This window comes from Bifidobacterium jacchi (assembly GCF_009078285.1).
Lineage (GTDB): Bacteria > Actinomycetota > Actinomycetes > Actinomycetales > Bifidobacteriaceae > Bifidobacterium > Bifidobacterium jacchi.
Genome location: NZ_RQSP01000008.1, coordinates 18,038 through 44,437, shown reverse-complemented (window position 1 = coordinate 44,437; position 26,400 = coordinate 18,038). Strand labels below are relative to the sequence as shown.

The 26,400-nt window shown below is 62.7% G+C and carries 16 protein-coding genes and 1 other RNA gene; 5 read left to right on the top strand and 12 right to left on the bottom strand.

Features of this window, described 5'->3' with window-relative positions; genetic code table 11:
- Positions 1-52: 52 nt before the first annotated feature.
- Positions 53-2,431, top strand: coding sequence for a protein kinase domain-containing protein (locus EHS19_RS03720; RefSeq protein ID WP_151916444.1), 2,379 nt, complete (start codon positions 53-55; stop codon positions 2,429-2,431).
- 51 nt (positions 2,432-2,482) lie between these two features.
- Here the strand turns inward: EHS19_RS03720 and EHS19_RS03715 are convergent, their stop codons facing one another.
- Positions 2,483-3,235, bottom strand: coding sequence for a lysophospholipid acyltransferase family protein (locus tag EHS19_RS03715; protein WP_151916443.1), 753 nt, complete (start codon positions 3,233-3,235; stop codon positions 2,483-2,485).
- A gap of 67 nt (positions 3,236-3,302) precedes the next feature.
- On the opposite strand from EHS19_RS03715, the gene EHS19_RS03710 reads away from it, so the two are divergent.
- On the top strand, positions 3,303-3,923 hold the full coding sequence (locus tag EHS19_RS03710; protein ID WP_151916442.1) for a hypothetical protein: 621 nt from the start codon (positions 3,303-3,305) through the stop codon (positions 3,921-3,923).
- A gap of 62 nt (positions 3,924-3,985) precedes the next feature.
- Here the strand turns inward: EHS19_RS03710 and EHS19_RS03705 are convergent, their stop codons facing one another.
- The 7 genes from EHS19_RS03705 to EHS19_RS03675 form a co-directional block, all read right to left on the bottom strand.
- A complete protein-coding gene (locus tag EHS19_RS03705) occupies positions 3,986-5,305 on the bottom strand; it encodes an ABC transporter substrate-binding protein (protein ID WP_151916441.1) in 1,320 nt (439 codons plus the stop codon).
- A gap of 114 nt (positions 5,306-5,419) precedes the next feature.
- Positions 5,420-6,403, bottom strand: coding sequence for a carbohydrate ABC transporter permease (locus tag EHS19_RS03700; protein ID WP_241677058.1), 984 nt, complete (start codon positions 6,401-6,403; stop codon positions 5,420-5,422).
- On the bottom strand, positions 6,396-7,328 hold the full coding sequence (locus EHS19_RS03695; protein WP_206666315.1) for a carbohydrate ABC transporter permease: 933 nt from the start codon (positions 7,326-7,328) through the stop codon (positions 6,396-6,398). The genes EHS19_RS03700 and EHS19_RS03695 overlap by 8 nt, the downstream gene beginning before the upstream one ends.
- Positions 7,329-7,894: 566 nt before the next feature.
- Positions 7,895-8,941: an anthranilate phosphoribosyltransferase gene (trpD, locus tag EHS19_RS03690; protein WP_151916439.1), complete on the bottom strand. Its 1,047-nt coding sequence runs from the start codon at positions 8,939-8,941 to the stop codon at positions 7,895-7,897.
- 250 nt (positions 8,942-9,191) lie between these two features.
- Positions 9,192-12,521 carry a carboxypeptidase regulatory-like domain-containing protein gene (locus EHS19_RS03685; protein WP_175578282.1) on the bottom strand — a complete coding sequence of 1,110 codons (3,330 nt, stop codon included), beginning with the start codon at positions 12,519-12,521 and terminating at the stop codon, positions 9,192-9,194.
- A 378-nt stretch (positions 12,522-12,899) separates the two neighbouring features.
- Complete coding sequence (locus tag EHS19_RS03680; RefSeq protein WP_151916437.1) at positions 12,900-14,480, bottom strand: MFS transporter; 1,581 nt, start codon at positions 14,478-14,480, stop codon at positions 12,900-12,902.
- A gap of 239 nt (positions 14,481-14,719) precedes the next feature.
- Complete coding sequence (locus EHS19_RS03675; protein WP_175578281.1) at positions 14,720-16,735, bottom strand: glycosyl hydrolase 115 family protein; 2,016 nt, start codon at positions 16,733-16,735, stop codon at positions 14,720-14,722.
- 170 nt (positions 16,736-16,905) lie between these two features.
- Here EHS19_RS03675 and EHS19_RS03670 point away from each other — a divergent pair, with 170 nt between their 5' ends.
- A complete protein-coding gene (locus tag EHS19_RS03670) occupies positions 16,906-19,167 on the top strand; it encodes an extracellular solute-binding protein (protein WP_151916435.1) in 2,262 nt (753 codons plus the stop codon).
- Positions 19,168-19,484: 317 nt separating this feature from the next.
- Here EHS19_RS03670 and secA read toward each other — a convergent pair whose 3' ends face one another.
- Positions 19,485-22,451, bottom strand: a complete 2,967-nt coding sequence (secA, locus tag EHS19_RS03665; protein WP_151916434.1) for a preprotein translocase subunit SecA — start codon at positions 22,449-22,451, stop codon at positions 19,485-19,487.
- A 248-nt stretch (positions 22,452-22,699) separates the two neighbouring features.
- A complete protein-coding gene (hpf, locus tag EHS19_RS03660; protein WP_151916433.1) occupies positions 22,700-23,359 on the bottom strand; it encodes a ribosome hibernation-promoting factor, HPF/YfiA family in 660 nt (219 codons plus the stop codon).
- Between the two features lie 176 nt (positions 23,360-23,535).
- Here hpf and rnpB point away from each other — a divergent pair.
- An RNA gene (gene rnpB / locus EHS19_RS03655) (RNase P RNA component class A) lies at positions 23,536-23,908 on the top strand.
- Positions 23,909-23,960: 52 nt separating this feature from the next.
- Here the strand turns inward: rnpB and EHS19_RS11295 are convergent.
- Positions 23,961-24,917 (bottom strand): regulatory protein RecX, encoded by a 957-nt coding sequence (locus tag EHS19_RS11295; protein WP_241677057.1) that lies wholly within the window; start codon positions 24,915-24,917, stop codon positions 23,961-23,963.
- Positions 24,918-24,919: 2 nt separating this feature from the next.
- Positions 24,920-26,131 (bottom strand): recombinase RecA, encoded by a 1,212-nt coding sequence (gene recA, locus EHS19_RS03645; protein ID WP_151916432.1) that lies wholly within the window; start codon positions 26,129-26,131, stop codon positions 24,920-24,922.
- A gap of 38 nt (positions 26,132-26,169) precedes the next feature.
- Between recA and EHS19_RS03640 the strand changes: the two genes are divergently transcribed.
- Positions 26,170-26,379, top strand: a complete 210-nt coding sequence (locus tag EHS19_RS03640; RefSeq protein WP_151916431.1) for a hypothetical protein — start codon at positions 26,170-26,172, stop codon at positions 26,377-26,379.
- Positions 26,380-26,400 lie beyond the last annotated feature (21 nt).

Below are 26,400 nucleotides of genomic sequence, written 5' to 3'. Positions count from 1 at the left end.
ACTGAAGAGTGGATATTGGTGAGACAGTTGCAGGAGAGCGGGACGTACGACCATGAACGAGAGCGCACGAGCACTTGAGGGGCGAGTCATCGAGGGCCGCTACCGCATCATCCGCAGCATCGCCGAAGGCGGCATGGCAACGGTGTACGAGGCGATGGACGAGCGTTTGGAACGCACCGTCGCCATCAAGGTCATGCATATCCAGCTTGCGCAGGGGCCGCACCGCGACCAGTTCGTCGAACGCTTCCGACGCGAGGCGAAGTCGGCGGCGGCCATCGCCAATCCTCATATCGTGCAGGTCTACGACACCGGCGAGGTGGACGGACTCGACTATCTGGTCATGGAGTTCGTGCATGGGGTGAACCTGCGTCATGAGATCAACCAACAGCACACGTTCAGCGTGCGCGAGACGCTGCGCATCGTCGCCGAAACGCTGGACGGACTCTCGTCGGCTCATCGCGCCGGCGTGGTGCATCGCGACATCAAGCCCGAGAACATTCTGCTCAACGAACGCGGGCATGTGCAGATCACTGATTTCGGCTTGGCAAAGGCCGCTTCGCAGGCGACGCTGTCCACCACCGGCATGCTGCTGGGCACTGCCGCCTACCTCGCTCCGGAGATGATCGAACGCAACGAGGCGACCCCGCAGGGGGATCTGTATTCCGTGGGCATCATGGCATGGGAGATGCTCGCCGGTCAGGTGCCGTTCGCATCCGATAATCCGGTGACGCTGGTGTTCAAGCATGTCCATGAGGACGTGCCGTCCATCACGACGATGTGCCCCGGCATCAGCCCCCAGGTGGCCGCGTTCATCGCCCGTCTGACCGCCCGATCGGTGGATGCCAGACCCGTCGACGCCACTGCCGCCGCACGCGAGCTTCGCGAACTGTGCGCCCACCTCGACATTCCCGCATGGACCTATCGCAGACCGGCAGACGACATGCAGGGCGCAACAGCCCAATCGCAGTCCCAATCACCGATGGGGCAGGCGCAGCCCGACGACACGCCCACCATGGCCACCGTCCGCCCTGCTGATGGAACCGAGACACTGACGCCATCCACACCATTGACGTCATCCACACCACTGACGCCACCCACGCCGCCGGCATCGTCGACGCGGCCCACATCGTCGACGGCTTCCACACCGCCGGAAAAGCCGTCATCATATGATTCTGCGCATGCAGACGAGACGCGCGATCATGCCGCAGACCCGATCTCCACGGCATCCCACGCCGCCGAATCCAGCGACTCCCCGTACGTCGGCGGCGCCGATGCCAACACCGGCATCAGCTCCGAATCGATGCCCGGCAACGCCACCAAGGCCATGCCCCGCCCAAGCGACGAATTCACCAAGGTCATCACACGACCGCTGCCCGGCGAGAAGGAGTCCCTGCCGACCACCGCAGCACACGCCGAAGCCACGGCACGCACCGGTCGCCGCCGCACGCGCCTCACCATCATCAGCACATTGATCGGCGTACTGGCCCTCACCGGCGGCGCATTCGCATGGTGGTTCTTCCTCGGCCCCGGCAGCTACTGGACGGTGCCCAAGCCCGACGACGTGACATGCACCCAGAACAAGACGTGCTCGCTCGCCGGCGCGACATGGGACGCGTATCGCAGCACGCTGGACGTGTCCAACATCCCCTACACCGTCACCGCCGACTACAGCGACGACATCGCCAAGGGACGAATCATCAAAGCCTCCCCCGCCAACGTCGGTGATCGGATCGGCAAGCGATCCGGCGGCACGATGCACATCACCATCTCCAAAGGCGCCCGCGCCGCAACGGTGCCGGCCGACATCCTCGACTCCGGCAGCGCATCCTACAAGGCGCCGCTGGAGGCGCTCTCCAACGCCGGATTCGACAACGTGGAGCATGATGCGACCAGAGACGACTACTCGCTGTCCGCTCCGGAAGGCGCGACGCTGTACATCAGCGTGACGCCCGGCACCACGATGCGGCACGACGAGAAGATCGTCGTCGGCCTGTCGAAGGGGCCCAAGCCGGTCGCCATGCCGGATGTGGTCGGCAAGAGCCGCGACGAGGCGAACTCGATGCTGCGTGAGGCGAAGATCAACGTCACCTTCACCGAGGAATACGACGATGCCGTGGAGGCCGGCAACGTCATCTCGTCGTCCGAGGAGGCCGGAGCGCAGCTGCATTGGGGCGACGACGTGCAACTGGTCGTCTCGAAGGGCCCGCAGACCGCCAAGATCCCCTCGGGGCTGGTGGGCAAGAGCGAGAACGAGGTGACGCAGCAGCTCAAGGCGCTGGGCTTCGAGGTCAAGACCAACAAGGTGCTGGGGGGCCTGTTCGGCACCGTACGCTCGATCTCGAACGGCGACACCGACATCTCCGACGGCGGCACGGTCCGGTTGCGCGACAAGGACGGCAAGGCGACGGTGATCACGATCACCATTGTGTGACCACCATGGTGTGGCTGGGGGCGAGGTCGGCGGAGACGCGAGGTCGGTGGATCAGGCCTGCTCAGACTGTTCCGTCGACCCCTGTTCCGTATGCTGCGAATTCTGAGCCGCGATCTGGGCCGAAGCCTGCTCCTTGAGCCTCGCCTTGACAGTCTGCGCATATTCGTCCATGTATTCCTGACCGCTGAGGCGCTGAATCTCTCGCGTGACGCGGTCCGTCAGATCGCGCAGCTCCTCGTGGGTCACCTCATCGGGCTCGCGGCGCTCGACCTCGATCGGCTTGCCGTAGATCACCTGCGTGCGGCCTTTGAGCGGGATGACCGTGCCAGGCTTCTGCAGATCACGAGACCCGATGATGGCAGTGGGCACGATCGGGCATCCGGTCTCAAAGGCGAGTCGGGCAGCACCGGTATGTCCTTTGTATAGGCGTCCGTCTGGGCTTCTGGTGCCTTCGATGTGAATGCCGAACAGATGTCCATCCTCGATGATCTCCCTCGCATGGGCGAGCGCGCCGAGCGATTTCGAGCCGCCGGAGCGGTCCACCGGGAACACGCCGACCGACGTGAACCACCACTTCTTGAACTTGCCTTTGATGCCCTTGCCCTCGAAATACTCGGCCTTGCCCATGAAATGCACCATGCGCGGACAGGTGATCGGGATCAGCGCATCATCGATGACAGCCAGATGGTTCGCGGCGATGATGGCGCCGCCGGTACGCGGGATGTTCTCCAATCCGGTGACGGACGGTCCAAGACGGCGACGCGCGACCCATCCGAATCCCTTGACGAAAAACCAGTACAGCATGTTCGTATCCTCCCGGTTTGGCTGGCCGCTTGATTGCAGTAGACAGACTTGATTACAGTAGACAGGTATGACCGACAACCACAATACCAACGACGACGGCATGCGTCCAACCCCCACGCCGCAGGATTCCTCCGCGTCGACGTCCAACGACGGCACCTCCTCGGATGATGCGTCCTGGGAGGCGTTCGCGCGCGCACACGAGGATGATCTCAGGGATGTGGAGCGTTCCCGTAATGCACGTCGTTTCGAGCGGCATGCACAGCGCAAGGAGAAGGAGGCGCTGGTTTCCGTCGAGGATCTGGACGCGAGCGCGTTCGCCGGTGCAGGCGAACCGCTGGGGCGGCGCGTGCGCGGTCCGCGGGACAACACGAATTCGAGTTGGCTGGACACCGACGAGGTGATGGACCGCTACGATGACGGCGGCTTCACTCCCCCGAACCCGGAGCTTGGCCCGGTCAAGGCCTCCACCGCATTGCTGACGGCGTTGCTGGTCATCGGCGTGGCGGGCACCATCGTGATGGTGCTGGTGCCGAGCCTCTACGGCATTCCCGTGGTGAGCGCGCTGCTCAACATCGCCTTCGGGCTGTGCACCATACTCGGTTTGGGCGGTCTCATCGTCAAGGCCCTGAATCGCAAGGACCGTCCCGGCGACAAGGGCGGCTTCTACGACGACGGCGCGAGGGTGTGAGTCCAGCCGTTCTTGGATCCCTTCTCTGAGGGGAGCCAAGAACGGCGATGTGCCAGTACGGCTCACGATGCGAAATCGATGGATTCCTGCAGTTCCGCAATCATGCTCTTGGCCGCATCAAGCGACTTGCGCTTGCCGAACACCACATCCTGCTGGTACCGCACGATGACCTTGTCCAGTTCCGAAGCACCGTTGGGCGTAATCGCCGGGGCGTTCCCCAGCATGGGCTGGATCTTGTCGACGAAGTCAAGTGCCGCCCGATCCGTTCCGTCAGCCTCGGCGGCCAAAGACTTACGGATATCGTTGTTTGCCGGAATGCCGCGTTCGGTGCCGAGAATCTCACCGGCCTTCGGGTCGTTGAGGAGATAGTCGACAAGCATCGCCGCTTCGGCAGGGTGCTGGGACTGTGAGGAGATCGCCCAGTACATGCCAGGTTTCAGGTACATGGTCTTCGCACCGGGCTTGACTTGGGGCATCGGTACGAGCGTCATGTTCTCGGTGCCGGCGGCTTGAGCGTACGGGGTGATCATCGTAGCCTGCGTGATCATCATCGCCTGCCTGCCCTTGCCGAAATCACTGTCGTTCATGGCGGCTGCGGTGTTCTCACTCCAACGTTCCGCGCTGCCTTCGATGCCGTTCTTCGCCCAATCCGCGGGCAGCTGCAGGAATGATGCAAGCGTTTCGGGGGAAATCGTGATGCGATTGCCGTCGAACAGCCGCTCACCGTGCTGACGCGCCCACAGCTGCAGGCCGTATCCGTTGTTCGGGGCGATTGAACCGATATCCTTGCCGCCGGATTTCTCCGTGACCTGCTGCGCGAATGCGGTGAATTCGTCCCAGGTCCAGTTGTCGGTATCCGGCAGGGTGAGTCCGAGTTCGTCGAGCACATCGTTGTTGACGATGACCCCATACTGGGCGGTGGTCATCGGGACGGCAACCTGTGCACCCTCCACCTGGCCCATAGTCTTCAGTGAATCATCCATACCGCTCATATCAAGGTAATCAGATGCCTTGCCGAGATCGAGCAACGACCCCATCGATCCGTAGAACGCCAGATATAGCTCATCCATCTGCATGACGTCCGGCGCGTTGCCGCCTGCGGACTGCACGGCGAGCTTGTCCCAGTAGCCGGTCCAGTCGGAGTATTCCATATCGATGTGAATGTTGGGATGTTCCTGTTCGAAGCCCTTGACCGCCTCCTCGGTGGCCTTGACGCGAGCGTCGCCTCCCCACCAGCTCAGTCGGATGGTCACATCGCCGTCCGCCGGCACCACCGGCACATCGGACGTGCCGACCGAACTGCCGCACGCGGCCGTGACGCACAACGATATCGCCGCCATCACTGCGGCCAGATACTTCTTCCACATACGCTTGAACATCATTGTTGTCCTTCATGATTGGAAATGGCATGGATGTGCGCGGCATCAAGGCGCACCGAGGTAAGGCATATGAAGGTACGTCGACCGAGGAGCAACGCGGATGACGCTCCATCCATGTCATTTCCCTCCGGTGGTGGCGATTCCCTGGACCAGATACTTCTGCCCGAATGTGAACACCAGGAAGAGCGGAATCAGCGAGACCACGCTCATCGCGAACATCGGGCCGTAGCTTGACTGGGACTGCGAGTCGATGAACGTGCGCAGCGCGATCGGCACGGTGTACATGTCCGGCTTGGTGAGGTACAGCAGCTGGCTGAAGAAGTCGTTCCACGTCCAGATGAACGTGAACACCGCACAGGTGCCGATGGCCGGCTTCATCAGCGGCAGCAGAATCTGGAAGAAGATACGCATATGACCGGCGCCGTCCAGCTTGGCGGCCTCGTCGAGGTCACGCGGCAGACCACGCAGGAACTGGTAGAACAAGAAGGTGAAGAACCCGTCCATGGCGAGGAACTTCGGCACGATCAGCGGGACGAACGTATTGATCATATGCAACGAGTTCCACATGATGTACTGCGGAATCACAATCACATGAATCGGGATCATGAGCATGAGCAGCATGAAGCCGAACAGCACGCCGCGGAACCGGAAGTTGAGCCGGGCGAAGGCGTAAGCGGCCATCGAGCAGGTGAGGATGTTGCCGACGATGGCGAACACGACGATGATCAGCGAGTTCAGGATGTAGCGGCCGAACGGCTGACTGAGCGCGTTCCATCCGGCCGCGTAATTCTTCCAGAGCGGATTGGTGACCACCAATCCCATATTCGTGAAGATCTCCTCCTGCGGGCGCAGCGAGCTGGCGATCATCCACAAAATCGGATACAGCATGAGGATGGCCACGAGCAGCACCACAACCTGCTTGACCACGGCCGCAATCACACGGCCGATGCTGCGGCTGCGGTTCGGATGCATGCCCGTGCCGGAGCCGAGCTCCGCATATGCCGCATTGCCGCGATCGCTTGCGCTCGGTTCGCGAGCGGCACGGTTCCCATCGGTTTCGCCGGAGTCAATCACGGCATTCATCGTTGCAACATCAGTCATCGTAATGCACCCAGAACTTCGAGAGAGCGAAATTGATTCCGGTCAGCAAGGCCACGATCAGCACCATGATCCATGCCAACGCGGAGGCGTAACCCATGCGCAGCGACGCGAAGCCCTGCTGGTAGAGATACAGCGTGTAGAACAGCGTTGAGTCGGACGGACCGCCGGTGCCGCCGGACACCACGTAGGCCTGAGTGAACGTCTGGAAGGAGTTGATCACGCTCATCACCAGATTGAAGAAGATGATCGGCGAGAGCATCGGCAGGGTGATCGAGCGGAACTGACGCCATTTTCCGGCACCGTCCACGCTGGCGGCCTCGTAGAGTTCGCGCGGAATCTGGCGCAAACCGGCGAGGAAGATGACCATCGGCGAACCGAACTGCCAGACATGCAATGCCATAAGCGTCCAGTTGGCCGTGTCCGGATTGGCGATCCAAGACATCGACGTATCTATGCCTAAGATGCCGAGGAACGCGTTGAACAGGCCGTCCGCACCGAACACCATCTTCCAGAGCACCGCCACGGCCACTGATCCGCCAAGCATCGACGGCAGGTAGAACGCGGAGCGGTAGAAGGCGAGCCCCCTCATGCCGCGATCAAGCAGCACGGCAAGCGCCAATGCGGCGATGAGCTGCAGCGGCACGGAGACGATCACGTAGGTCAGGGTCACCTGCAATGAGCTGATGAATCGCGGATCGGCGAGCATATGCCGGTAGTTCATCAACCCGACGAACTGCGGCGGCTTGATCATGTTGTATTTGGTGAACGAAATCCCCAGCGAGTACAACATCGGAATAAGGCTCAGGAACACCGCGCCAATCAGCCACGGCGCCAGAAACCCCAACGCCACCTTGGTGTCGGTCGGCTTGTCTTTCGGCTTGTGCCGGTTTTTGACCAGCGATCCGAATTCCGTAAACGAACTCACGACGTTCCCTCCATGATTCCAGACCTTCATCGGTCGAACATGACTTAAGGATATGTGAGAGTCCACCGTCGTTGCCACTTGTTGCCAAAGTTGCATAGACGGCAGCATGGCATGCGCATGCGAGGAACCATCGCCATAGGCACCACATCAATGACGATTGAGGGGAAGCATCGGAAATACGCTGCTTCCCCTCAACACATTCTTCCGTCATCCTACATCATTAATTCGTTAACGAATTCACTACCCCTCAGACCCGCTTCGCGGGCCAGCTCGCTGCAATCAGGGACGCGCTGTGCGCGCGGTCTGCCGGCTCGCCGGTCGGCTCGCACAGCACCTACAAACAGCTCCGCTGTTTGCTATACGGTGCTGGTCCTGCAACAGCTGACGCGCTTCGCGCGCATCCTGCTGGCTCGCCTGTCGGCTCACACGTTGCCTACAAACAGCTCCGCTGTTTGCCTAACGGCAACGGCCCTGACAAGGGGAGCAAACAATATCATCAACGAACTTCTGACGTAGGACAATAGCTGTCTCCTTATGCAGAAAAGCACCGAACGTCCTACGATGTATCACTCCTTGGACTTGGCGACGGCGACCCACTTGTCGAGCAGTGCCTGGGCCTTGCCGGAATCCACGGCGTCCTCGGCGAGCTTGTAGGCTTCGCGGAAGCGTTCGCCCAGCGTGCCCTCGCCCACCAGATGACCGTCGGCCACAATGGCGGAGGCCGCGTTGAGCAGTGCGGTGGTGCGGGCCGGGATGTCCTTGCCGGCCACGAAGTCGCGGAAGGCGGCAGCGTTGACCTCGGGCTCGCCGCCCTTGAGATCGGCGACGTCGATCTTGGCGAGGCCGAGCTCCACGGTCGGGTCGAATTCGGTCTCGGTCACCTTGCCGTCGCGGATCTCCCACACGGAGACCGGGCCGGTGGGGGCGAGCTCGTCCATGCCCTCGTGCGAGGTGTAGACCATGCCGGACTGGCCATTGGCGGCATAGACGGCGGCCATGATCGGGCTCATCTCGCGCTTGGCGCAGCCGATGGCCACATGGGCGGGCTTGGCCGGGTTGGTCAGCGGGCCCAGCACGTTGAACACGCACGGGATGCCGAGCGCAGCGCGAATCGGGCCGACGAAGCGCATGGCCGGGTGGAAGGTGCGGGCGAACGCGAAGGTGATGCCCACCTCGTCGCCGACCTCGCCGACCGCCTCGGGCTTCAGGTCCAGCGGCAGGCCGAGCGCTTCGAGCACGTCGGCGGCACCGCACTTCGAGGAGGCTGCGCGATTGCCATGCTTGACGATCTTCACGCCCGCGGCCGCGGCGGCCACCGAGCCCATCGTGGACAGGTTCACCGTGGCGAAGCCGTCACCACCGGTGCCCACGATGTCGGTGGTCTCACCGGAGACGTTGAGCGGCACGGCATGCGACACCATGGCCTTGGCGGCGCCGGACACCTCCTCGGCCGTCAGCCCCAGCTGCTGCTGAAGGGCGAGCGTGGCACCCACGGCGGCGGGATTGGCGTTGCCCTTCATCAGATCATCGACGAACCATTCGGATTCCTCGGCGCTCAGGTGGTCTCCCCCGACCAGCTTGGTGAGAATCGACTTCCATGTGATCTCGGCCATTGTTCCTCCTTGGCGCGATTGCACGCCTTCATAACCCAAGTGACGGGCCTTATTCTACCCGTTCTGTGTTTCCCGCTCCGGCCTCTTCCATATTGCAGAAGGCCGTGGCAGCGGACCATCGCATCACGGACGTGATCAACCGCATATACGGCGGGAGGCGTGCCGCGGGAATCCGTTTCCACGGATCCTGCGGCACGCCTGACATGCGTCGCCCTTTCGGGACAAGCCGTCACATGGCGGACGTCACGGTTCAGGCCTTGCGACGCACCGCGAACACGATGCCGGAGGCGATCGCCAGCAGCGCGACGGCCACGGCCACCGAGGTCACACCGGCACCGGTGCGCGACAGCGTCCCGGTCTGGGGCTTGTCGCCATGGGCCTTGTCACCCGCATCGTTCTGGCCGTCGCCGTTGTTCGAGCCGTTGTTGTCGGAACCGCCATTGTCGGAACCGCCATTGTCGGAACCGCCGTTGTCGGAACCGCCGTTGTTGGAACCGCCGTTGTTGTTGTCGGACCCGCCATTGTTGTTGTCGGAACCACCATTGTCGGACCCGCCGTTGTTGTTGTCGGACCCACCATTGTCGGACCCGCCGTCCGAATCTGCCGCGACGAGCTTGCCCTTGGCGTCGTTGAGTCTTTCAATCGCCTTGGTGACCTCATCGGTGGTGGCGAAGGCGTCGTCCAGCACGGCGCGCGCGTTCTGGCGGGCCTCGGCGAACTGCTCCCACGAAACGGCGGTGTACGCCTTCTCGTCGAGCTTGTCCGCCTCGGCCAGGTTGCCGGCGAGATCGGTCTTGTCGACGACGGCGATTGCCGGCTTGGGCGACTGCACTGCGTAGGTCAGCGCATCGAGCCCGAACAGGCTGCCCTTGGCGGTGTCCGTGATGGTGAAGCGGATGGTGTGCTCGCCGGAGCCGAGCTTCACGTCCTCAAAACCGTAGGATTTGCGGGTGTCGCTGTTCGAGCCGCTCATCACCATGGGCTCGCCGGTGTTCACGCCGTCGATGGACAGCTGCACGGTGGCGCGGTTGTTCTTGTCCTTGGTGAAGACGGTCAGATCGTACACGTCTTTCTGAGGCACTTTGAACGTGTATTCGGCATAGCTGCCGTTCTTGCCATTCTCGAAGGCCGCCCAACTGCCGCCGCTGAAGGAGCCGTCAGTGACGTCGCGCTTGGTGAGGCCGTCGTTGCTGATGTCCGCATTCTTGGCGTCCAGTTCGAGGGTGGAGATCGCCGGCAGCGTGAAGTCCACTTGCGTGACGGCGCCGGCCTTGACGGTGACGTCATCCTGCGCGGAGGCGGTGCGGTAGCCGTCCTTGGCGGCCGTGACGGCCGCGGTGGCGGTTTCCGTGGTCACGGGCACGTCCTTCACCGTATAACGTCCTTGTCCGTCGGTGGTCGCGTCGAACTTGCGTCCGCCCACGGTCACGGCGATCTGTGCATCCTTGACGGGGTTGCCTTCGAGGTCCTTCACCGTGCCGGCGAGAGTACCGGTATCGGAGACGGCCCGGAGGTCGACCACGGTGTATTCGGCATTGACGGTCGCCTTGGTGTCGAGCAGCGTCTTGCCGTCGGCTCCGGTGACGGTGACCCCGTAGTCGCCGGCGGGGATGTCGGCGATCTGGTAGCGGCCGCTGGCTCCGGTGGTCGCGGCGTAGGTCTTGCCGGACTGCGCATCCTTGAAGGTCACGGTGGCGCCTGCGACCGTCGCGGCGTAGGCGTCGGTGAGGGTGCCGCCCACACCGGTGAACGAAACCTCGTAGATGCCCGGATCAGGGGTGGAGGACACGGCGTTGCCGGCGAAGTCCCTGGCGGTGACGTCGTCCGCCTTCAGGTAGTTGAAGGTGAAGGTCTTCGTATCGAGCGTGTAGGCCACTCCGATGTCATTGAGTCTGGCGTCCACCGGCTTGAGGACGGCGACCTCGTCAAGGCCGACCTCTTCGTTGCCGGTCTTCAGCACGCCCTCGAACGGGTTCTCGTTCTCGATCGTGATGGCGTTGGCGTCCTTGGCGTTCTTGGCGGCGTTGACGTACACGTTGTGGTCGTAGGTGATCTTCTTGTCGGTCTGGTAGCCGCCGGGCGCACGGGTGCCGTCGCCGCGGTTGTAGTAGAAGATGTTGTTGGTCAGATGCCAGGTGTCGTTGCCGCTGTTCGAGGAGTTCACCCACGGACCGTTCCAGCTCCGGCTGGACTGGTAGATCACGTTGTTGTAGATTTCGAAATGACCGCCCCACACGTAGCCGTGGAACGTGGCCCAGCCGCTGTCCGCGATGACGTTGTAGCGGATGATGACCGTGTTGTAGTCGTAGCCGCACAGCAGGATGCCTTCGCCGCTGTTGTGGATGTAGTTGCGCTGGATGATGGTGTTGGTCACGTTGCGGTCCGGGTCGATGCCGTTGGAGTCGGAGCCGCCCGCCTTCTTCTGGGAGTCGTAGACCTCGTTGCCTTCCACTATCACGTCGTCGGCGAAGTACAGTTCGATGCCGCACACGCCGGGGTGGGCGATGACGTTGTTCTCGACGCGTCCGCCGCGCACGCTGGTGAGGTAGACGCCGTCGCCGTTGTACACGCCCTTCTGGTCGATGTTGTTGTCGCGCACGACCACGTTGGTGTGCATGCGCGCCTTGGACTGGTAGCCGTTCGAAGCGCGTCCGTCCCAAGCCGCGTACTTGTTCTTGCCGCCGTACCACTGCTTGATGGTGAACGCGCCGAACGAGTTGCGCTTGAAGTCGTTCTTCTCCACGAGCACGTCGCTAAACACGGTGGGCTCTCCTGAAGGCTTGAACGTCTCCATGAGGATGCCGCCGGTGCGCTTGGAGAAGTCCCAGCCGCCGGCCATGAGCACGCCGTTGGAGGACTTCGCCATGTCCGCCTTCGCCTTGTCGAAGTCCTTCGCGATCTGCGACTGCGTGATCCACGCCACCTCGCCGGTCACGTCATGCACGTACAGGTCATGCAGGTCGAAGCCGCTCAGCTTGGCGGCGTCCTGGCCGTAGATGTGGATGCCGCGCAGGTCGTCGACAAGGGCGCCGTTATTCGCATCGATCTTGCCGCCCTCGTCGTTGCCGGTGAACCCGGCGGCCTCGTTGCTCACGTCAAGACCCGAGATGTCCCAGTACTCCTGATCCTTGAGCTGGACCACGTCGTTGACCTTCGCGTTGCCCTTGAGCACCGGACGCGAGCCGTTCTCGGACCCATAGGAGCCGAGCGCGATCTTCGCGTCCGCATTGCCGGAGCCCAGTGGGTGCAGCAACGCGGTCGGATCGTCGTAGTCGAGCTTGGCGTCGCCGGTGGCCTGCCAGGTCTCGCCCGCCTTGAACAGGATGCGGTCGCCCGGCTTGAACGTGGTCTCGTTCACCTTCTCCAACGTCCACGGCGAGTCCTCGGACGTGCCCGAGTTCGTGTCCTTGCCTGACGTGGACACGTAGTACGTCGTCCCCGACGCCTTCGCATCCTGCTCCACGTACAGTCGTGCCGGCAGCTCGTCGGCATGCGCCATCGGCGCGATCGCTCCCACCAGCATCGCGCCGATGGCCGCCACGGCGACCGCGCGCGATTTCACGCCTACGCCAAATACCATGTGGTTCTCCTTCTTCGGTTTGCATTGCATGCGATGCAATGCCGCTACGAATCCTTCCCCTCACTGTGGAAGGATGGTTACACGCTAATGGCAACACGACCATCACGGCTTGGGTTGCCATTTGTTGCCAGATGTACTGCCGGCTGGTCGGAACCAGAGCAGACGGCAATACGGCATGGCCTTTTCACACCAGGCCCCACGCCCGCGGCTCCGGTTCGGCCCCGCGGCGCACAAAAACGAGGGGCCGGTCCCGGGCGCATGTCTGCAACCATGCACACGGGACCGGCCCCTCATCATCATCCGGATCCGTTCGTACGGTGATCGTCATTGCCGGTCAACCGACCATGACGTCTCCCGCACTCCCACATCCGAGAAGCATCACTCGGCGGCCTGCGGCCAGCACTTCTCGTACTTGACGCCGGTGAGCTGCTCGACGACCTTCTTGGTCTCGGGATCGACGTCGGCCTTCTTGCCACCGTTCTTGAGACGCTCGATTTCGGCGAGCAGGATGCCGTCGGTCTTCTTGTCGAGCTTGAAGGTCAGCGCGATGGCCCAGGCGATGAGCAGGCCGATGATGACCCAGCCGATGCACACGAAGGCGATGCCGTTCTGCGCGGCGACCGGCTGATCCGGGTACTGCATCACGCCGGAGGCGTCCTTGGCCGGCTTGATGAAGCCGGTGGAGGCCAGGTAGATGCCGATGAAGGTGGTCGCGAGGCCGGAGGTCAGCTTGCGGGTGAACGCCTTGAAGCCGGAGAAGACGCCGGTGCGGTTCTTGCCGGTGACGATCTCGTCGACATCCGGGATGAACGGGAACACGTTCCACGGGATGAACCAGACCATGGCGCGGAAGATGAGCCACCAGATGGTCACCACGAAGGCGAGCGTGGTCCATGCCCCGTCGGCGAGGCTGCCCTGCGCCTGCCACAGGCCGAGCAGACCCAGCAGACCGATGATGCCGCCGGCGAAGTTCAGGGAGTACATCTTGCGCGGACCGAGCTTGGTGAACAGCCAGCCGAAGACCGGCTTGAGCGGCTCGCCGACGAGCGCGAAGCTCAGCAGCAGGGAGCCGAAGGCGGCGGTCTTGTTCCAGTTGTAGATCACGAAGAACAGCCAGGTCTGGCCGAACACATCCATGAAGGTCTGGCCGAGCAGGTAGATGAGGACGTGCTTGCGGAAGGACTTGATGCGCAGGGTGGAGAAGTAGTCGACGAACACGTCGCCGATGCCCTTGAGCCACTTGCCGAAGTCGAACGGCTGCTTGGCCTCCTCCTCGATCTTCTTGACGTCGAAGCCGGCCTCCTCGGGCGTGAGCTCCCACGTGGACTTGTAGCACACGAACAGGGCGATGCAGAAGGCGAGGATCAGACCGACCATGGAGACCTGATAGGCGTACGAATGCTGTTCGCCGAGACCGGTCAGGGCGGCGGTCATGATCAGCGGGATGACCGCGGTGGTCACGCCGGAGATGAACATACGGACGGTGGACAGCTTGGTGCGGCCGTTGAAGTCCGTGGTCATCTCGGTGGGCAGCGTGGAGTACGGGGTCATGATCAGCTGGTTGGCGATGATCCACAGCGCGTAGCCGATGAAGTACAGCCAGACCGGCAGGCCGGGGACCCACACAATCACCGTGACCAGCAGCACCGGGATGCCGGCGATGAGGAAGAAGCGGCGACGGCCGAACTTGCGTCCGATCCGGTACTTGTAGAAGTTGTCGGACAGGGATCCGACGATGAGCGCCGCGAAGGCGGAGACGATCGTGGCGATGCCCATGATGGAGGTCGCCTGGTCGACGGCCAGACCGGCGAACGTCACCCAGAAGACGGGCAGATAGGTGGCGATCTGGCCGAAGCCGCCGCCATAGAAGTCGCCGATGCCGAAGCCGAAGGCGTTCGCCATCGTGATCTTGCGTCCCTTAGGCGCGCCAGCCTGAGGGGTGGTTGCCTGCTGTGTCATTGCAGCATCCTTTCCATTACTGTATGCGGGAGGCACCCCGCTACAGGTTTTTTCTTTTTCTCTCAGGATTCAGGAGGCACCCTGAAATCCGCGAATTCTCTTCTCTGGCTCCCTCTGATGAGGGAGCTGTCGAACACAGTGAGACTGGGGGGGGGAGGGAACTCGAGAGTGTTTTCGTCTGGATCTCTCCCCCCACCCGCTCCGAGGGGAGCCCCCTCGTCAGAGGGAGCCACTAACAGCTACTTCTGCCACTTGGCTTTCATGGCCTTGAAAATCTCGCGGTCGGTAGGGTGGTTCTCCATGTTCATGATGACGAACACGTCCTTTTCCCACTCCGGGTAGCAGAAGTCACGCAGCCACTGGAAGTAGTGCGGACCGTCGCCCACGCAGCGCAGATAGCCCATGAGCTGTTCGGCGACCCATGCGGACTGCTTGATATCCGTGAGGCAGTCGTTACGCCAGAAGTTGGCCCACACGCCGTGTTCGCGGTCGCGCATCGCGCGGTCGCCGGCGGTGAACTCCTCGGCCGCGAGACCCGCGTCGTAGAAGGCATGCTGCCAGTCCTCGTCGTAGCCGGCGAGCAGGGCGTCGCACACGTGCACGGAGGCGGCCACGGAGTGCTCGTAGATGCCGGCCTCGACGCCGATGGAGTCGCGGATGAGCTCGGCGGCATCCTCCTCGCCGCGCAACTCGGCGGAGATGGCGGCCAACTCGACCTTGTCGGCGAGGTCGACGTAACGCTTGACGGCCGGCTCGATCAGGTCGCGGTAGAACGTGATCTGTTCCTTGAGCGTGTCGGCCTCGTGCATCCAGCGAAGGTCCTGCGCCGGGGCGTTGCGGTCCTTGAGCCACTGGGTGATGAGCATGCGCGGCACATGGTTGAAGTACTGCTCGCCGGCGTGGTCGTCCCAGTTCGGGCCGTACTGCACGGAGGCCTTCCAGTACTCCTCGTACAGGCCGAACACGGCGTCGACGTTGTCCTTGCCGTAATAGTCGGCGATGTAGTCCTTGGCAACCTTCTCGAAGTCGATCTTGCCGTCGCGCCAGATCGCGGCGATGAAGTTGAGGAAGTAGACGTGGGGCTTGATGTTGGATGCGTTGACGATCCACACGTCGGCGCCGCCATGCTCGATCACCTGCTCAAGCTCGCCGGCCACCAGACGCGGGTCGTTGGTGATGTCGGTGGTGTGGTTGGCGGCCTGCAGGTCGTAGAAGCTCGCATGGTAGTAGATGCCGTTGTCGCCGTCGTTCGTCGGCATGGCGGGCACGCGCGGGTTGTTGTTCTCCTGGCGGCGGGAGACCATGCGGCCGAAGCCGTTGTCGGCCCAGATCTTGGCGACCTGCTTGGGGTAGGTCAGCACGCCGGCGCGGTAGAGTTCCATGGCCTCGCCGTACAGGTAGATGCAGCACTGGGCGCCGGGGTCGGCCTCCTGAACCATGTCGTACTGCTTCTGGATGATGTCGGAGAGCAGCTTGCCGCGCGCCTCGTCGGTGGCGTAACGCGGGTCGAAGTTCCAGAACGGCTGGTCGCCCTGGCCGCGGAAGCCGAGCGTCCATACGGTGCGCTTGCCCTTCTGGGCCTCGATGGCCTCACGCCACAACGCCTCGAAGCGCGGCTCCTCCTCCGGCCACTTGGGCTGCACGCCCGGGTAGGCGGCGGCGAACATGCGGGCGCCGAGCGGACACGCGTGGTGCTGGTTGATGTAGAAGCCCATGTCCTGTGCGAGCTTCAGGTGCGGTTCGCCACGCTGGCCGGAGCCGGGGATGACCATGTTGCCGCCAAGGCGGTACACGGTCTCGAAGGCGAGCCTCCACGGCTTCTCCTTGTCGTTGTCGATCTGCCAGTCCTCGAGCAGCACCTCGTCGTTGACGAAGAAGCCCTTGTACTTAACGGCCGTGGGCTTCGAGGCCAGCGCGAAGTCGTCGGCCACCTCGATGGTCGGCACCGGCGTGAACTGCTGGTCGTTCCAGAACCAGAAGTCCTTGACGCCGAGGATTTCGCGGCTGACGGCGTACAGGCCGTAGATGAAACCGAAGTCGTCGCCTGCGTGGATTTCGAGGTTGCCGTCGGCGACACGCACCTCCCAGGTCTCGGGGTTGTGTGCGCCCTCGACGAGCACGATGTCCGCTCCGGGCTGGTCGGACGGCGAAATCGTGGCCTTCAGGTCACGCTCGATGTCCTCGACCGCGAACGCCACGGCCTTGGACGGCGTCGCCCCCGTCACCGTGGACGCGGATGTGATGGAAATAGACATGGTTCCTCCAAGTGAACTTGTCTGTTGTTTTCGTACGTTCCGGTGCGCTTCCACGCGCCCGAACCGCTGACAGGAACCATATTCGTTCATCATGGAACACACGTTGCGCTTGTTGCCAAAGGTTGCCATAATGTTGCGCATCGTCTTCGACAAGAGCGGGGAGACAGCATATGGACAAGGGCAAAACCACCATCTATGACATCGCGCGCGAGGCCGGAGTAAGCCCGTCCACCGTCTCGCGGGCGCTCAGTCAGCCGGGACGAATCTCAGCGAAGACCGAATTCCGCATTCGCCGAGTGGCCGAGCAACTCGGCTACCTCACACCGGACACCGCCGATGACGGCGATACTCCCCTGCCGGCCACCGGCATGATGGCGGCCATCGTGCCCACGCTGGCCAATCCCCTGTACGCCACCACGGTCAATGCCCTGCAGGAGCATCTGGAGTCAAAGGGCTACGGCCTGATCACCCTGGACACCAACGAGAAACCGGCGGTCGAGCGCAAGGCCATGTCCTATGTGATGCGCAACGTGGATGGCGTCGCGCTCATCTCCTCGCGCCTGAGCGAACCGGATATCCGTCGCATCACACTGGTCAAGCCGGTCGTGCTCATCAACCGCACTATTCCGGGATTGGCAAGCGTGACCGTGGACGTGGCCGGGGCCATCGACGACGCGGTGCACGCACTGAAATCATCCGGTCATTCGTCGATCACCTATCTCGCCGGCCCCGTGAGCTCATGGTCGAACGAATACCGCCGACGCTGCATCCGAACCTCGGCGTTTCGCTATGACATGACCTACCGTGTGGTACGGGGATGCGAACCGAACCTCTCCGGCGGCATGAAGGCCGTCGAGCAATATCTCATCCGCCCCACGGATGCGGTGTTCGCCTTCAACGATTCACTCGCCGCTGGTTTCATGACGGCGGCGAGGCGTCGGGGTCTTCGCATCCCGGAGGATGTCTCGGTCATCGGATTCGACAACATCGAAATGTCCGCATTACTCACCCCCGCCCTGAACACCATCAATATGCGTGGCGCCTATCTGGCATCCCAAGCCGCGAGTGCGCTGGTGAACGCGGCGCGCGGCGGCTCGACCTCCCGGCCTGAGCCGATCTCGCTTGAGGCAAGGTATGTGACACGGGATTCGGTGAACCCGCATAAGCGTTCCACGATGAAGCTCGGCCCGTACGCCGAGCTCACACGTTCCAACGACACCGTGGTGCTCACCATGCTGTCCAACGCCTTCAACGAGACGATGCCGCGCATCAACGAGTTCATGCGCAGTCACCCGCATATCGTCATCGACCCGATTGAGGGCCGGACCCAGGAGAACACGCTGGCACTGTACTGGGAACGTATCATCAATCGCCGTCCCGTACCGGATATGGTCAATGTGGAGCGCACCGCCCTGCCGCAACTGGCGGCATCCGGTGCCCTGCTCGATTTGACCGCCTTCGCCGGCGAGGAGCTGGAACGCGAGGTGGCTCCCCGAGTGGACCCCGCGTCGTGGCGTTCGGCCCATTATGCCGGCAAACTGTATGGCATCCCCGGCGACCAGTCGCAGACGGCGATGTTCTACCGTGAAGACCTGTTGGAACGCTACGGACTTGCCGTGCCGCACACATGGGACGAGTTCTATGACGAAGGCGTGGCCCTGCACGCGCGCAATCCCAACCGGTACATGGGTATCCTCGACACCACCGATGTGCAGCATTACCTCTCGTTCTTCCGCATGGCCGGTGCCAAGCCGTGGGTGGTGGAGAATGACACCGCGATTCGCTTCCAGATGACCGACGACCGCGTGCGGTTCGTGGCCAAGTTCCTGCAGCAATGTCTGGACGACGGCGTGCTCAAGGCCGAACCGCTGTGGGACAACCGCTATATGCTGCCCACATCCGGCACTTATCTGACCATGACCTACGCGAACTGGATCGGCAAGATCCTCGCCGCGTCCTATCCGGCCGACAAGGGCCTGTGGAAGGTGGCACTGCCGCCCGGATTCGTAGACCCCAGCCAGATCATGACCGCGGAGATCGGCGGTTCGACGATGGCGATCAGCGCGAAGCTGCCGCCGGTCCGCCAGCGGGCGGCGCTGACGTTCATCCGCTGGTTCCAGCTCGACCCGGCCTCGGTGGAACTGCGGGCACCGGGCGGCGTGTCCGCGGCAGCCGGCTATGTGGAGGATCTGACACGCCGCGGCACGCGCGACTCGTATTTCGACCAGCCTATCTACGACGCGTACGCCAAGTCCGCGGCGCGTGTGAACCGCGACTGGGACAACCTGCCATTCTACAGCCAGCTGAATGCTGAGTTCGCCCGTCTCATCGTGCCCGCGCTGCGTCCCGGCGGCCGCAGCGATGACCGCCTGGACGAGTGGGAGCGCCGCCTCAAGCTCTACGCCACCTCGCAGGGTTTCACCGTGAAATGAACGGCATTATGCATATAACCGCCGACGACAATACTGCCGCACATGGGGTTATGCCACTGCGCCGTGCCACATGCCCCATGGTGTAGGGATTTTCACATGGTGTAGGGAACGGGTTTTGCGATTTCGCGGAATTCCGCCGTTTTATGTCCCTACATCATGGGCAATTCCCTACATCATGGGATTTTCCCCACACCATGGGGCATGTGATGGGCATGTGTCAAGGAGCACGCGAAGACAGCAACACGAAAGGGGTCTCTCCTCGGCGAGGAGAGACCCCTGTTCAGTCAGCGGTGAAAGCCGCCACTATCGAACGATCATCACTTTTCGTTCTGGCCGTGGCACATCTTGTACTTGCGTCCCGAGCCGCACGGGCACTGGGCGTTCTTCGACGTGCCGGGGAAGGTGCGTCCGTCGGCCCACGGGGTCTTGAGCTCCTCGCTCTTGGGACGCTTGCTCACGGGAACCTTGCCTTCGGCGTGGCTGATGGGAGCGGGGCCGGTGATGGCCGACGTGGTCTCGCCGGCTTCGGAGGCCTTCGCCGCCTCAGCGATCGCGGCGGCCTGTTCGGCATCCTCCTGCGATTCCTCGGACTCTTCGGCTTCCTCGGATTCCTCTTCGGCCTCGCCCTGCGCGGCTTCGGCTTCACTCTCGCCGTCCTCATCGGGGCCGGCGGCTTCGGATTCGCTCTGCTCCTGCTGCTCGGCAGCGGCATCGGCGATGATGCCCAGCTCGCTTTCAGCGGCCTCGACCGGCTGATCGGCCTCCTGCGCCTCGGAGCTGGCCACCTGATCGACGTCGATGTGGAAGAGCAGCTGCACGCTCTCCTCCTTGATCGCCTCGACCATGGAGTTGTACATCTGATAGCCCTCGCGCTGGTATTCGACCAGCGGATCACGCTGACCCATGCCGCGCAGACCGATGCCGTCCTTGAGGTAGTCCATCTCGTAGAGATGTTCACGCCACTTGCGATCGAGCACGGCGAGGACGACGCGACGCTCCAGCTGACGCAGTCCGTCGGCGCCGACATGCGCCTCGAAGTCGGCGTAATCCGCGGCGGCCTTCTCCACGATGGCGTCGCGAACGGCCTCCACGGCCTTCTCGCTCTTGTGACCATCCGCGGCGGCCTTGACCTCGTCCATGTCGAAATCAATGGCGAACACGGACTTGAGCGCCTTGCCGAGGCCCTCCCAATCCCAGTCGGCAGGTTTGTCGGAGCCGTTGTTCGCGCCCTTGACGTAGCTTTCGACGGTCTCCTTGATGAAGCGTTCGACATCCTCGTGGATGTCCTCGCCCTTGAGCACGGCCTGACGCTCGGAGTAGATCACGGTACGCTGCTTGTTCATCACATCGTCGTACTTGAGCACGTTCTTACGAATCTCGAAGTTGCGGGATTCGACGGCCTTCTGTGCGGTGCGCACACCCTTCGACACGCTCTTCGACTCGATCGGCTCGCCTTCGGGCATGCCCTTCGCCATGACACGCGCGACAAGCTGCGTGTTGAACAGACGCATCAGATCATCTTCCAGCGACAGGTAGAAGCGGGACTCACCCGGGTCGCCCTGACGGCCGGAACGGCCGCGCAGCTGGTTGTCGATACGACGGGACTCGTGGCGCTCGGTGCCGAGTACATACAGGCCGCCGAGACCGACGACCTCCTCATGCTCGTCCTTGACCTGCTCCTTGATCTCGGCGAGCGCGCCCGGCCAGCGCTTCTCGTACTCGTCCGGCGTGTCCTCGGGCGAATATCCCTCGGACTTGAGCTTGGCATCGGCGAGGAACTCGACGTTGCCGCCGAGCATGATGTCGGTACCACGACCGGCCATGTTGGTGGCGACGGTGACGGCGCCCTTGCGACCGGCGACCGCGACGACCGCGGCCTCCTTCTCATGCTGCTTGGCGTTGAGCACCTGATGGGGGATGTTCGCCACGTCGAGCAGCGAGGAGACGACCTCGGAGGACTCCACGGACGCGGTGCCGAGCAGCACCGGCTGGCCCTTGGCGTGACGCTTGGCGACATCCTTGACGATCGCCGCCAGCTTCTCCTTCTTCGTGCGGAAGATGAGATCGTCCTGATCGATGCGGATCATCGGCTTGTTGGTGGGGATCGGCAGCACGCCCAGCTTGTACGTGCCCATGAACTCGGCGGCCTCGGTCTCGGCCGTACCGGTCATGCCCGCGAGCTTGTCGTACATGCGGAAGTAGTTCTGCAGGGTGATGGTGGCGAAGGTCTGGTTCTCCGCCTTGACCTCGACGCCCTCCTTGGCCTCGATGGCCTGATGCAGACCCTCGTTGTAGCGACGTCCGGGAAGGATTCGACCGGTGTGCTCGTCGACGATGAGCACCTCGCCATGCGTGACGACATAGTCGCGATCGCGCAGGAACAGCTCCTTGGCCTTGATGGCGTTGTTGAGATAGCCGATCAGCGCGGTGTTGCTGGGCTCGTAGAGGTTGTCGATGCCCAGGAAGTCCTCGACCTTGGTGATGCCCGGATCGAGGATGCCGACGACCTTCTTCTTCTCGTCGACGTCGTAGTCCTCGTCGCGGGTGAGCTTGAGCACCAGCTTGGCGAAGGTGCGATACCAGCGGGTGACGTCGCCTTCGGCCGGACCGGAGATGATCAGAGGGGTTCGCGCCTCATCAATGAGGATGGAGTCGACCTCGTCGACGATCGCGTAGTGGTGGCCGCGCTGAACAAGCTCGCTCTTCTCCCAGGCCATGTTGTCGCGCAGATAGTCGAAGCCGAACTCGTTGTTGGTGCCGTAGGTGATGTCGGCATTGTACTGGCGGCGACGTTCCGGCGGCTTCTGGTCGGTGATGATGCAGCCGACGGACATGCCGAGGAAACGATAGATACGGCCCATCAGCTCGCTCTGGTAGCTTGCCAGATAGTCGTTGACCGTGACGACGTGCACGCCCTTGCCCTCAAGCGCGTTGAGATAGCTCGGAAGGGTCGCGACCAGCGTCTTGCCTTCACCGGTCTTCATCTCGGCGATGTTGCCCCAATGCAGGGCGGCGCCGCCCATCAGCTGCACATCGAAGTGACGCTGTCCGAGCGTGCGCTTGGAAACCTCACGCACGGTCGCGAACGCCTCCGGCATGAGCTTATCGAGACTCTCGCCATTGTCGAGCCTCTGCTTGAATTTCGCCGTCTGCCCCTTCAGCTCCTCGTCGGACAGCGCTGAGATTTCATCCTCCAGCGCATTCACGGCCTTCGCCACGCCCTCAAGCTTCTTGATCTGGCGGCCTTCGCCCATTCGAAGGGCCTTGTCGAGGATATCTACCACGTTTCGCTCCTGGTTCGTTCAATAAGAGACGAGCACGGCCCGATCGACTGGGATCGGGCACAAACTTCGTCCATACTACGCGAAAGCGGGGATTTTTGCCCGCAATGTCCACCGGACGCGTCACCGGAGACCGCATTGATCGCACGCCACCACGCCGTGGGGCCATCGATGCCGTCACACAACGCAAACCCGCACGACGTTCGGCCATGCGGGTTTGCGATATGCGGACTCAACGATCCGATCGATCGTCACTTCCTGACGTTTTCCGGTGTGTCGATCTCGAACACGCCGTAGCTCCAGCCATGACGGTGGTAGACGACGGACGGACGACCGGTCTCCTTGTTCACGAAGAGGAAGAAGTCATGACCGATGAGCTCCATCTCATACAGCGCCTCGTCGATCGTCATCGGTTCGGCGATATGGAGCTTGCGGCGAATGACGATGGGCGTGTCGCCCACCTGCACCTCGACGGACTCGCCGGGGCCGAGATCCGATGCCACTGCCGCGGCGGGGCTGTTGTTCGGCTCCTCCTCGGGCTCCTCCTCCTCGGTTTCAGGCTCGACCACGCCCATATCCACGGGAACGGGATTCATATAGCCGCGACGATGATCCTTGCGACGGTCACGGGTGCGACGCAGACGCAGCGTCAGCTTGTCAAGCGCCATGTCAAGCGCGCTGAACTCATCGGCGCTGGATGCCTCGGCACGCACCACGGTCGTGCCTGCGATCACAGTGATCTCCACGCGCTTGGCGGCATCGGCCTGACGTGGATTGCCCTCATGCGACAGCACGATCTGCGCGCGCTGCGCGTCAGGGGCGATAGCGGTCACACGATTCATCTTGCTTTCAACGACGTCACGAAACCTCTGCTTGATCTGCGTGTGGCGTCCGGTAACGACGATCTCCATGTGGACCTCCCTAGACTCAAGCGGCTGAACCGCTATTTGACGGACCGAACGGCGACTTCGCCATCGGTAAGGTACATTGTAGCCGAATTCTTGGTGAACTGTTCCAGACTCGCCCGAAGAATAATTCGATTCCATGGAAATCGCCGCCGTCGAGCCTTCGTGTAGAATGGTGCGTTCGAGACCCCTTGACGACCGCGACCCAAGTTCTGTGCAGGACGCGGGTTGAGGAACTTCCGGGCTCCGTAGAGCACGATGGCGGATAACGTCCGCCCAGGGTGACCTGAGAGACAGCGCAGCAGAAAACAGACCGCCGGTCTAGGCCGGTAAGGGTGAAACGGCGGTGTAAGAGACCACCGGACCGCTGGCAACAGTCGGTCGCATGGCAAGCCTCATCGGGAGCAAGGCCAAGCAGAAGGCGTTTGAGGGCTGCTCGTCCGATGCCTTCGGGTAGGCTGCTGGAGCTTGGCGGCGACGTCAAGTCGAGATGGATGGTCGTCCATGCCACCTCGCGTGGCATGACAGAACCCGGGGTATAAGGGGTCTCGCTTTCTCTGACTACTCATCGTATACTCGCGTTTCAGCGCGTGCCGCCATCGCAGTCCTAGGCGAACAGCTCATGCGCCACGCGACGCAGCACCTCGGGATCGTGCCCTTTTCGTCCGCCGGCGCTCCAGAAGCGGCGCAGTCTTCGCTCCCGATCCATCCCGGCCGTCTTCATGCTCACCGTGCGGCCAAGCTCCCAGGCGTTCTCCTCGAACAATCCAAGCTTCTCGGCCCGGTCTACCTTGGATCGCGCCATCGACTCGCTCACATCCTTGCGCAGGAGCTCGCGATAGGCTCCTCGCGCACCCATCATCCGGGCATGACATGCGCGAAGCACATCCTCGGCGAAGGCGTCATCGTCGATGAGGCGCAGCTCGACAAGTCTGGCCACCACCGCTTCAGCCGTCGACCTCGCATAGCCCTTATCGACGAGTCTAGCGACCATGGCCCGTGAAGGTTTCGCCGCCGCATCCAATATGCGCAGCGCCGCCTCACGGCATGCCTCCTCGTCGCCGGCCTCCACCGTCGATGGCGCCGCATCGTACGATTCACCACGTTCCGCATCGATGCCAGCCGCATGCGATCCCCCATAGGCCACACCACGCACCGACGAACGAGACGAACGCCGCCGACGACGTCCGCCGCCCCATCTCGCCGCGCTTCGCGAGAAGGACGCGTCGTCGTCACTGCCTCCAACACGTGAACCGTCGCGACTGCGGACGGAGCCGAAGACCGCGACTCCCGATGACACGGATTGAGCCGTCGCGTCATTCAGGGCCGACACAGACGGACATGCCTCGTCGTCGCACTCGACACGCCGACCGGACACGATGACGACGCCGGGCGCACGTCCCACCGCGACGGCGGCGGCGCTATGCGGAACAGCGCTTCGAATCGTAGCGCCCAGCGCATCGGCATCTTCAATGCCAGCGCCATCAATGCCATTGTCGGCAATGTGCGGCTTCTGCGGCGATACCGGCTGATGCCGCCGCAGAAAATCCTCGACTTCGATCATGGTCAGCTCTTGGCCGAAGCCGTTTTAGCCGATTTGGCGCTTGGCTGGGCCGGCTGGGACGCCGCCGCGGACTCGGCTCCGGCAATCTCGGCCCCCGACCCGTTCTCATCGGCCGCATTCGCGGGGGAATCCTCGGCCGACGAGCCCTCTGCGAACTGGTCCTCGGGCGGAATGACCCCGAACGCCATCTTCACCTTGCGCTCGATGCCGTCGGTGACATCGGGATGGGCCTTGAGGAACTTGCGCACGTTCTCGCGCCCCTGCCCCAGCTGATCCTCGCCGTAGGTGAACCACGATCCCGACTTCTTGACGACATTGCTCTGCAGCGCCATGTCGAGCACGGATCCCTCACGGGAGATGCCCTCGCCGTACAGCACATCGAATTCGGCGGATTTGAAGGGCGGGGCCATCTTGTTCTTGACAACCTTGACCTTCGTGCGGTTGCCAACCACCTCTTCGCCGTTCTTGATCGCCTGAATGCGTCGGATATCGAGACGCACCGAGGAATAGAACTTGAGCGCCTTGCCGCCGGTGGTCGTCTCGGGGTTGCCGAAGAACACGCCAATCTTCTCTCGCAGCTGATTGATGAATATCGCCGTGGTATTGGCCTGCGCCAGCGCTCCGGTCATCTTGCGCAGCGCCTGACTCATGAGCCTGGCCTGCAGACCGACGTGGCTGTCTCCCATTTCGCCTTCGATCTCCGCCTTCGGCACCAAGGCCGCGACCGAGTCCACGACGATGACGTCCAGGGCACCGGACCTCACCAGCATGTCGGCGATCTCCAGCGCCTGCTCGCCATTATCGGGCTGTGAGACGATCAGCGAATCGGTGTCCACACCGAGCTTCCTCGCATAGACGGGGTCCAGTGCGTGCTCGGCATCGATGAACGCCGCCACGCCTCCGTTGCGCTGCGCATTCGCCACCACATGCAAGGCCAGCGTGGTCTTGCCGGACGACTCGGGGCCATAGATCTCCACGATGCGGCCTCGCGGAAGTCCCCCAATGCCGAGCGCCAAGTCCAGTGCGAGCGAACCCGTGGGAATCACCTCGACATTCTGGACCGGTCGATCACCCAGCCGCATGGCGGAGCCTTTGCCAAAGCTCTTCTCAACCTGCGCCAGAGCGGAATCCAACGCCGCCCTGCGTTTGGGATCGATGTCATGAGTGTTCGCATCAGACGTCTTCTTCGCCGATGCCGACGTTTGCTGTGCCATGTGCTGCTCCTTCTGTCTGTCACCATGTACGGATGGTCATGACCAAGGCTAAGCGTCATGACACCCACGGGCAATGCGCGACGGCCATTGTGGTCGGAACCTCGCAAAACCCGACGAGTCAGAGCCGCCAAAGGCAAGCGCCACAAGGCTTTGCGCACGTTCAAGCCTCGCTATCGCACCCCATGCCGTTCATCGTCAATGTGGATAACCATACCGCAAAGCGCGAACAAATGTTCGACAATACATAGTGCGGAGCGCTCCAAATCAAG

Coding starts and splice junctions, on each gene's coding strand:
- EHS19_RS03720 (WP_151916444.1), top strand. CDS start 53: ATGAACGAGAGCGCACGAGCACTTGAGGGGCGAGTCATCGAGGGCCGC.
- hpf (WP_151916433.1), bottom strand. CDS start 23,359: ATGGAGATCGTCGTTACCGGACGCCACACGCAGATCAAGCAGAGGTTT.
- EHS19_RS03700 (WP_241677058.1), bottom strand. CDS start 6,403: ATGACTGATGTTGCAACGATGAATGCCGTGATTGACTCCGGCGAAACC.
- EHS19_RS03680 (WP_151916437.1), bottom strand. CDS start 14,480: ATGACACAGCAGGCAACCACCCCTCAGGCTGGCGCGCCTAAGGGACGC.
- EHS19_RS11295 (WP_241677057.1), bottom strand. CDS start 24,917: ATGATCGAAGTCGAGGATTTTCTGCGGCGGCATCAGCCGGTATCGCCG.
- EHS19_RS03685 (WP_175578282.1), bottom strand. CDS start 12,521: ATGGTATTTGGCGTAGGCGTGAAATCGCGCGCGGTCGCCGTGGCGGCC.
- EHS19_RS03715 (WP_151916443.1), bottom strand. CDS start 3,235: ATGCTGTACTGGTTTTTCGTCAAGGGATTCGGATGGGTCGCGCGTCGC.
- EHS19_RS03710 (WP_151916442.1), top strand. CDS start 3,303: ATGACCGACAACCACAATACCAACGACGACGGCATGCGTCCAACCCCC.
- recA (WP_151916432.1), bottom strand. CDS start 26,131: ATGGCACAGCAAACGTCGGCATCGGCGAAGAAGACGTCTGATGCGAAC.
- trpD (WP_151916439.1), bottom strand. CDS start 8,941: ATGGCCGAGATCACATGGAAGTCGATTCTCACCAAGCTGGTCGGGGGA.
- EHS19_RS03705 (WP_151916441.1), bottom strand. CDS start 5,305: ATGATGTTCAAGCGTATGTGGAAGAAGTATCTGGCCGCAGTGATGGCG.
- EHS19_RS03670 (WP_151916435.1), top strand. CDS start 16,906: ATGGACAAGGGCAAAACCACCATCTATGACATCGCGCGCGAGGCCGGA.
- EHS19_RS03675 (WP_175578281.1), bottom strand. CDS start 16,735: ATGTCTATTTCCATCACATCCGCGTCCACGGTGACGGGGGCGACGCCG.
- EHS19_RS03640 (WP_151916431.1), top strand. CDS start 26,170: ATGACCAAGGCTAAGCGTCATGACACCCACGGGCAATGCGCGACGGCC.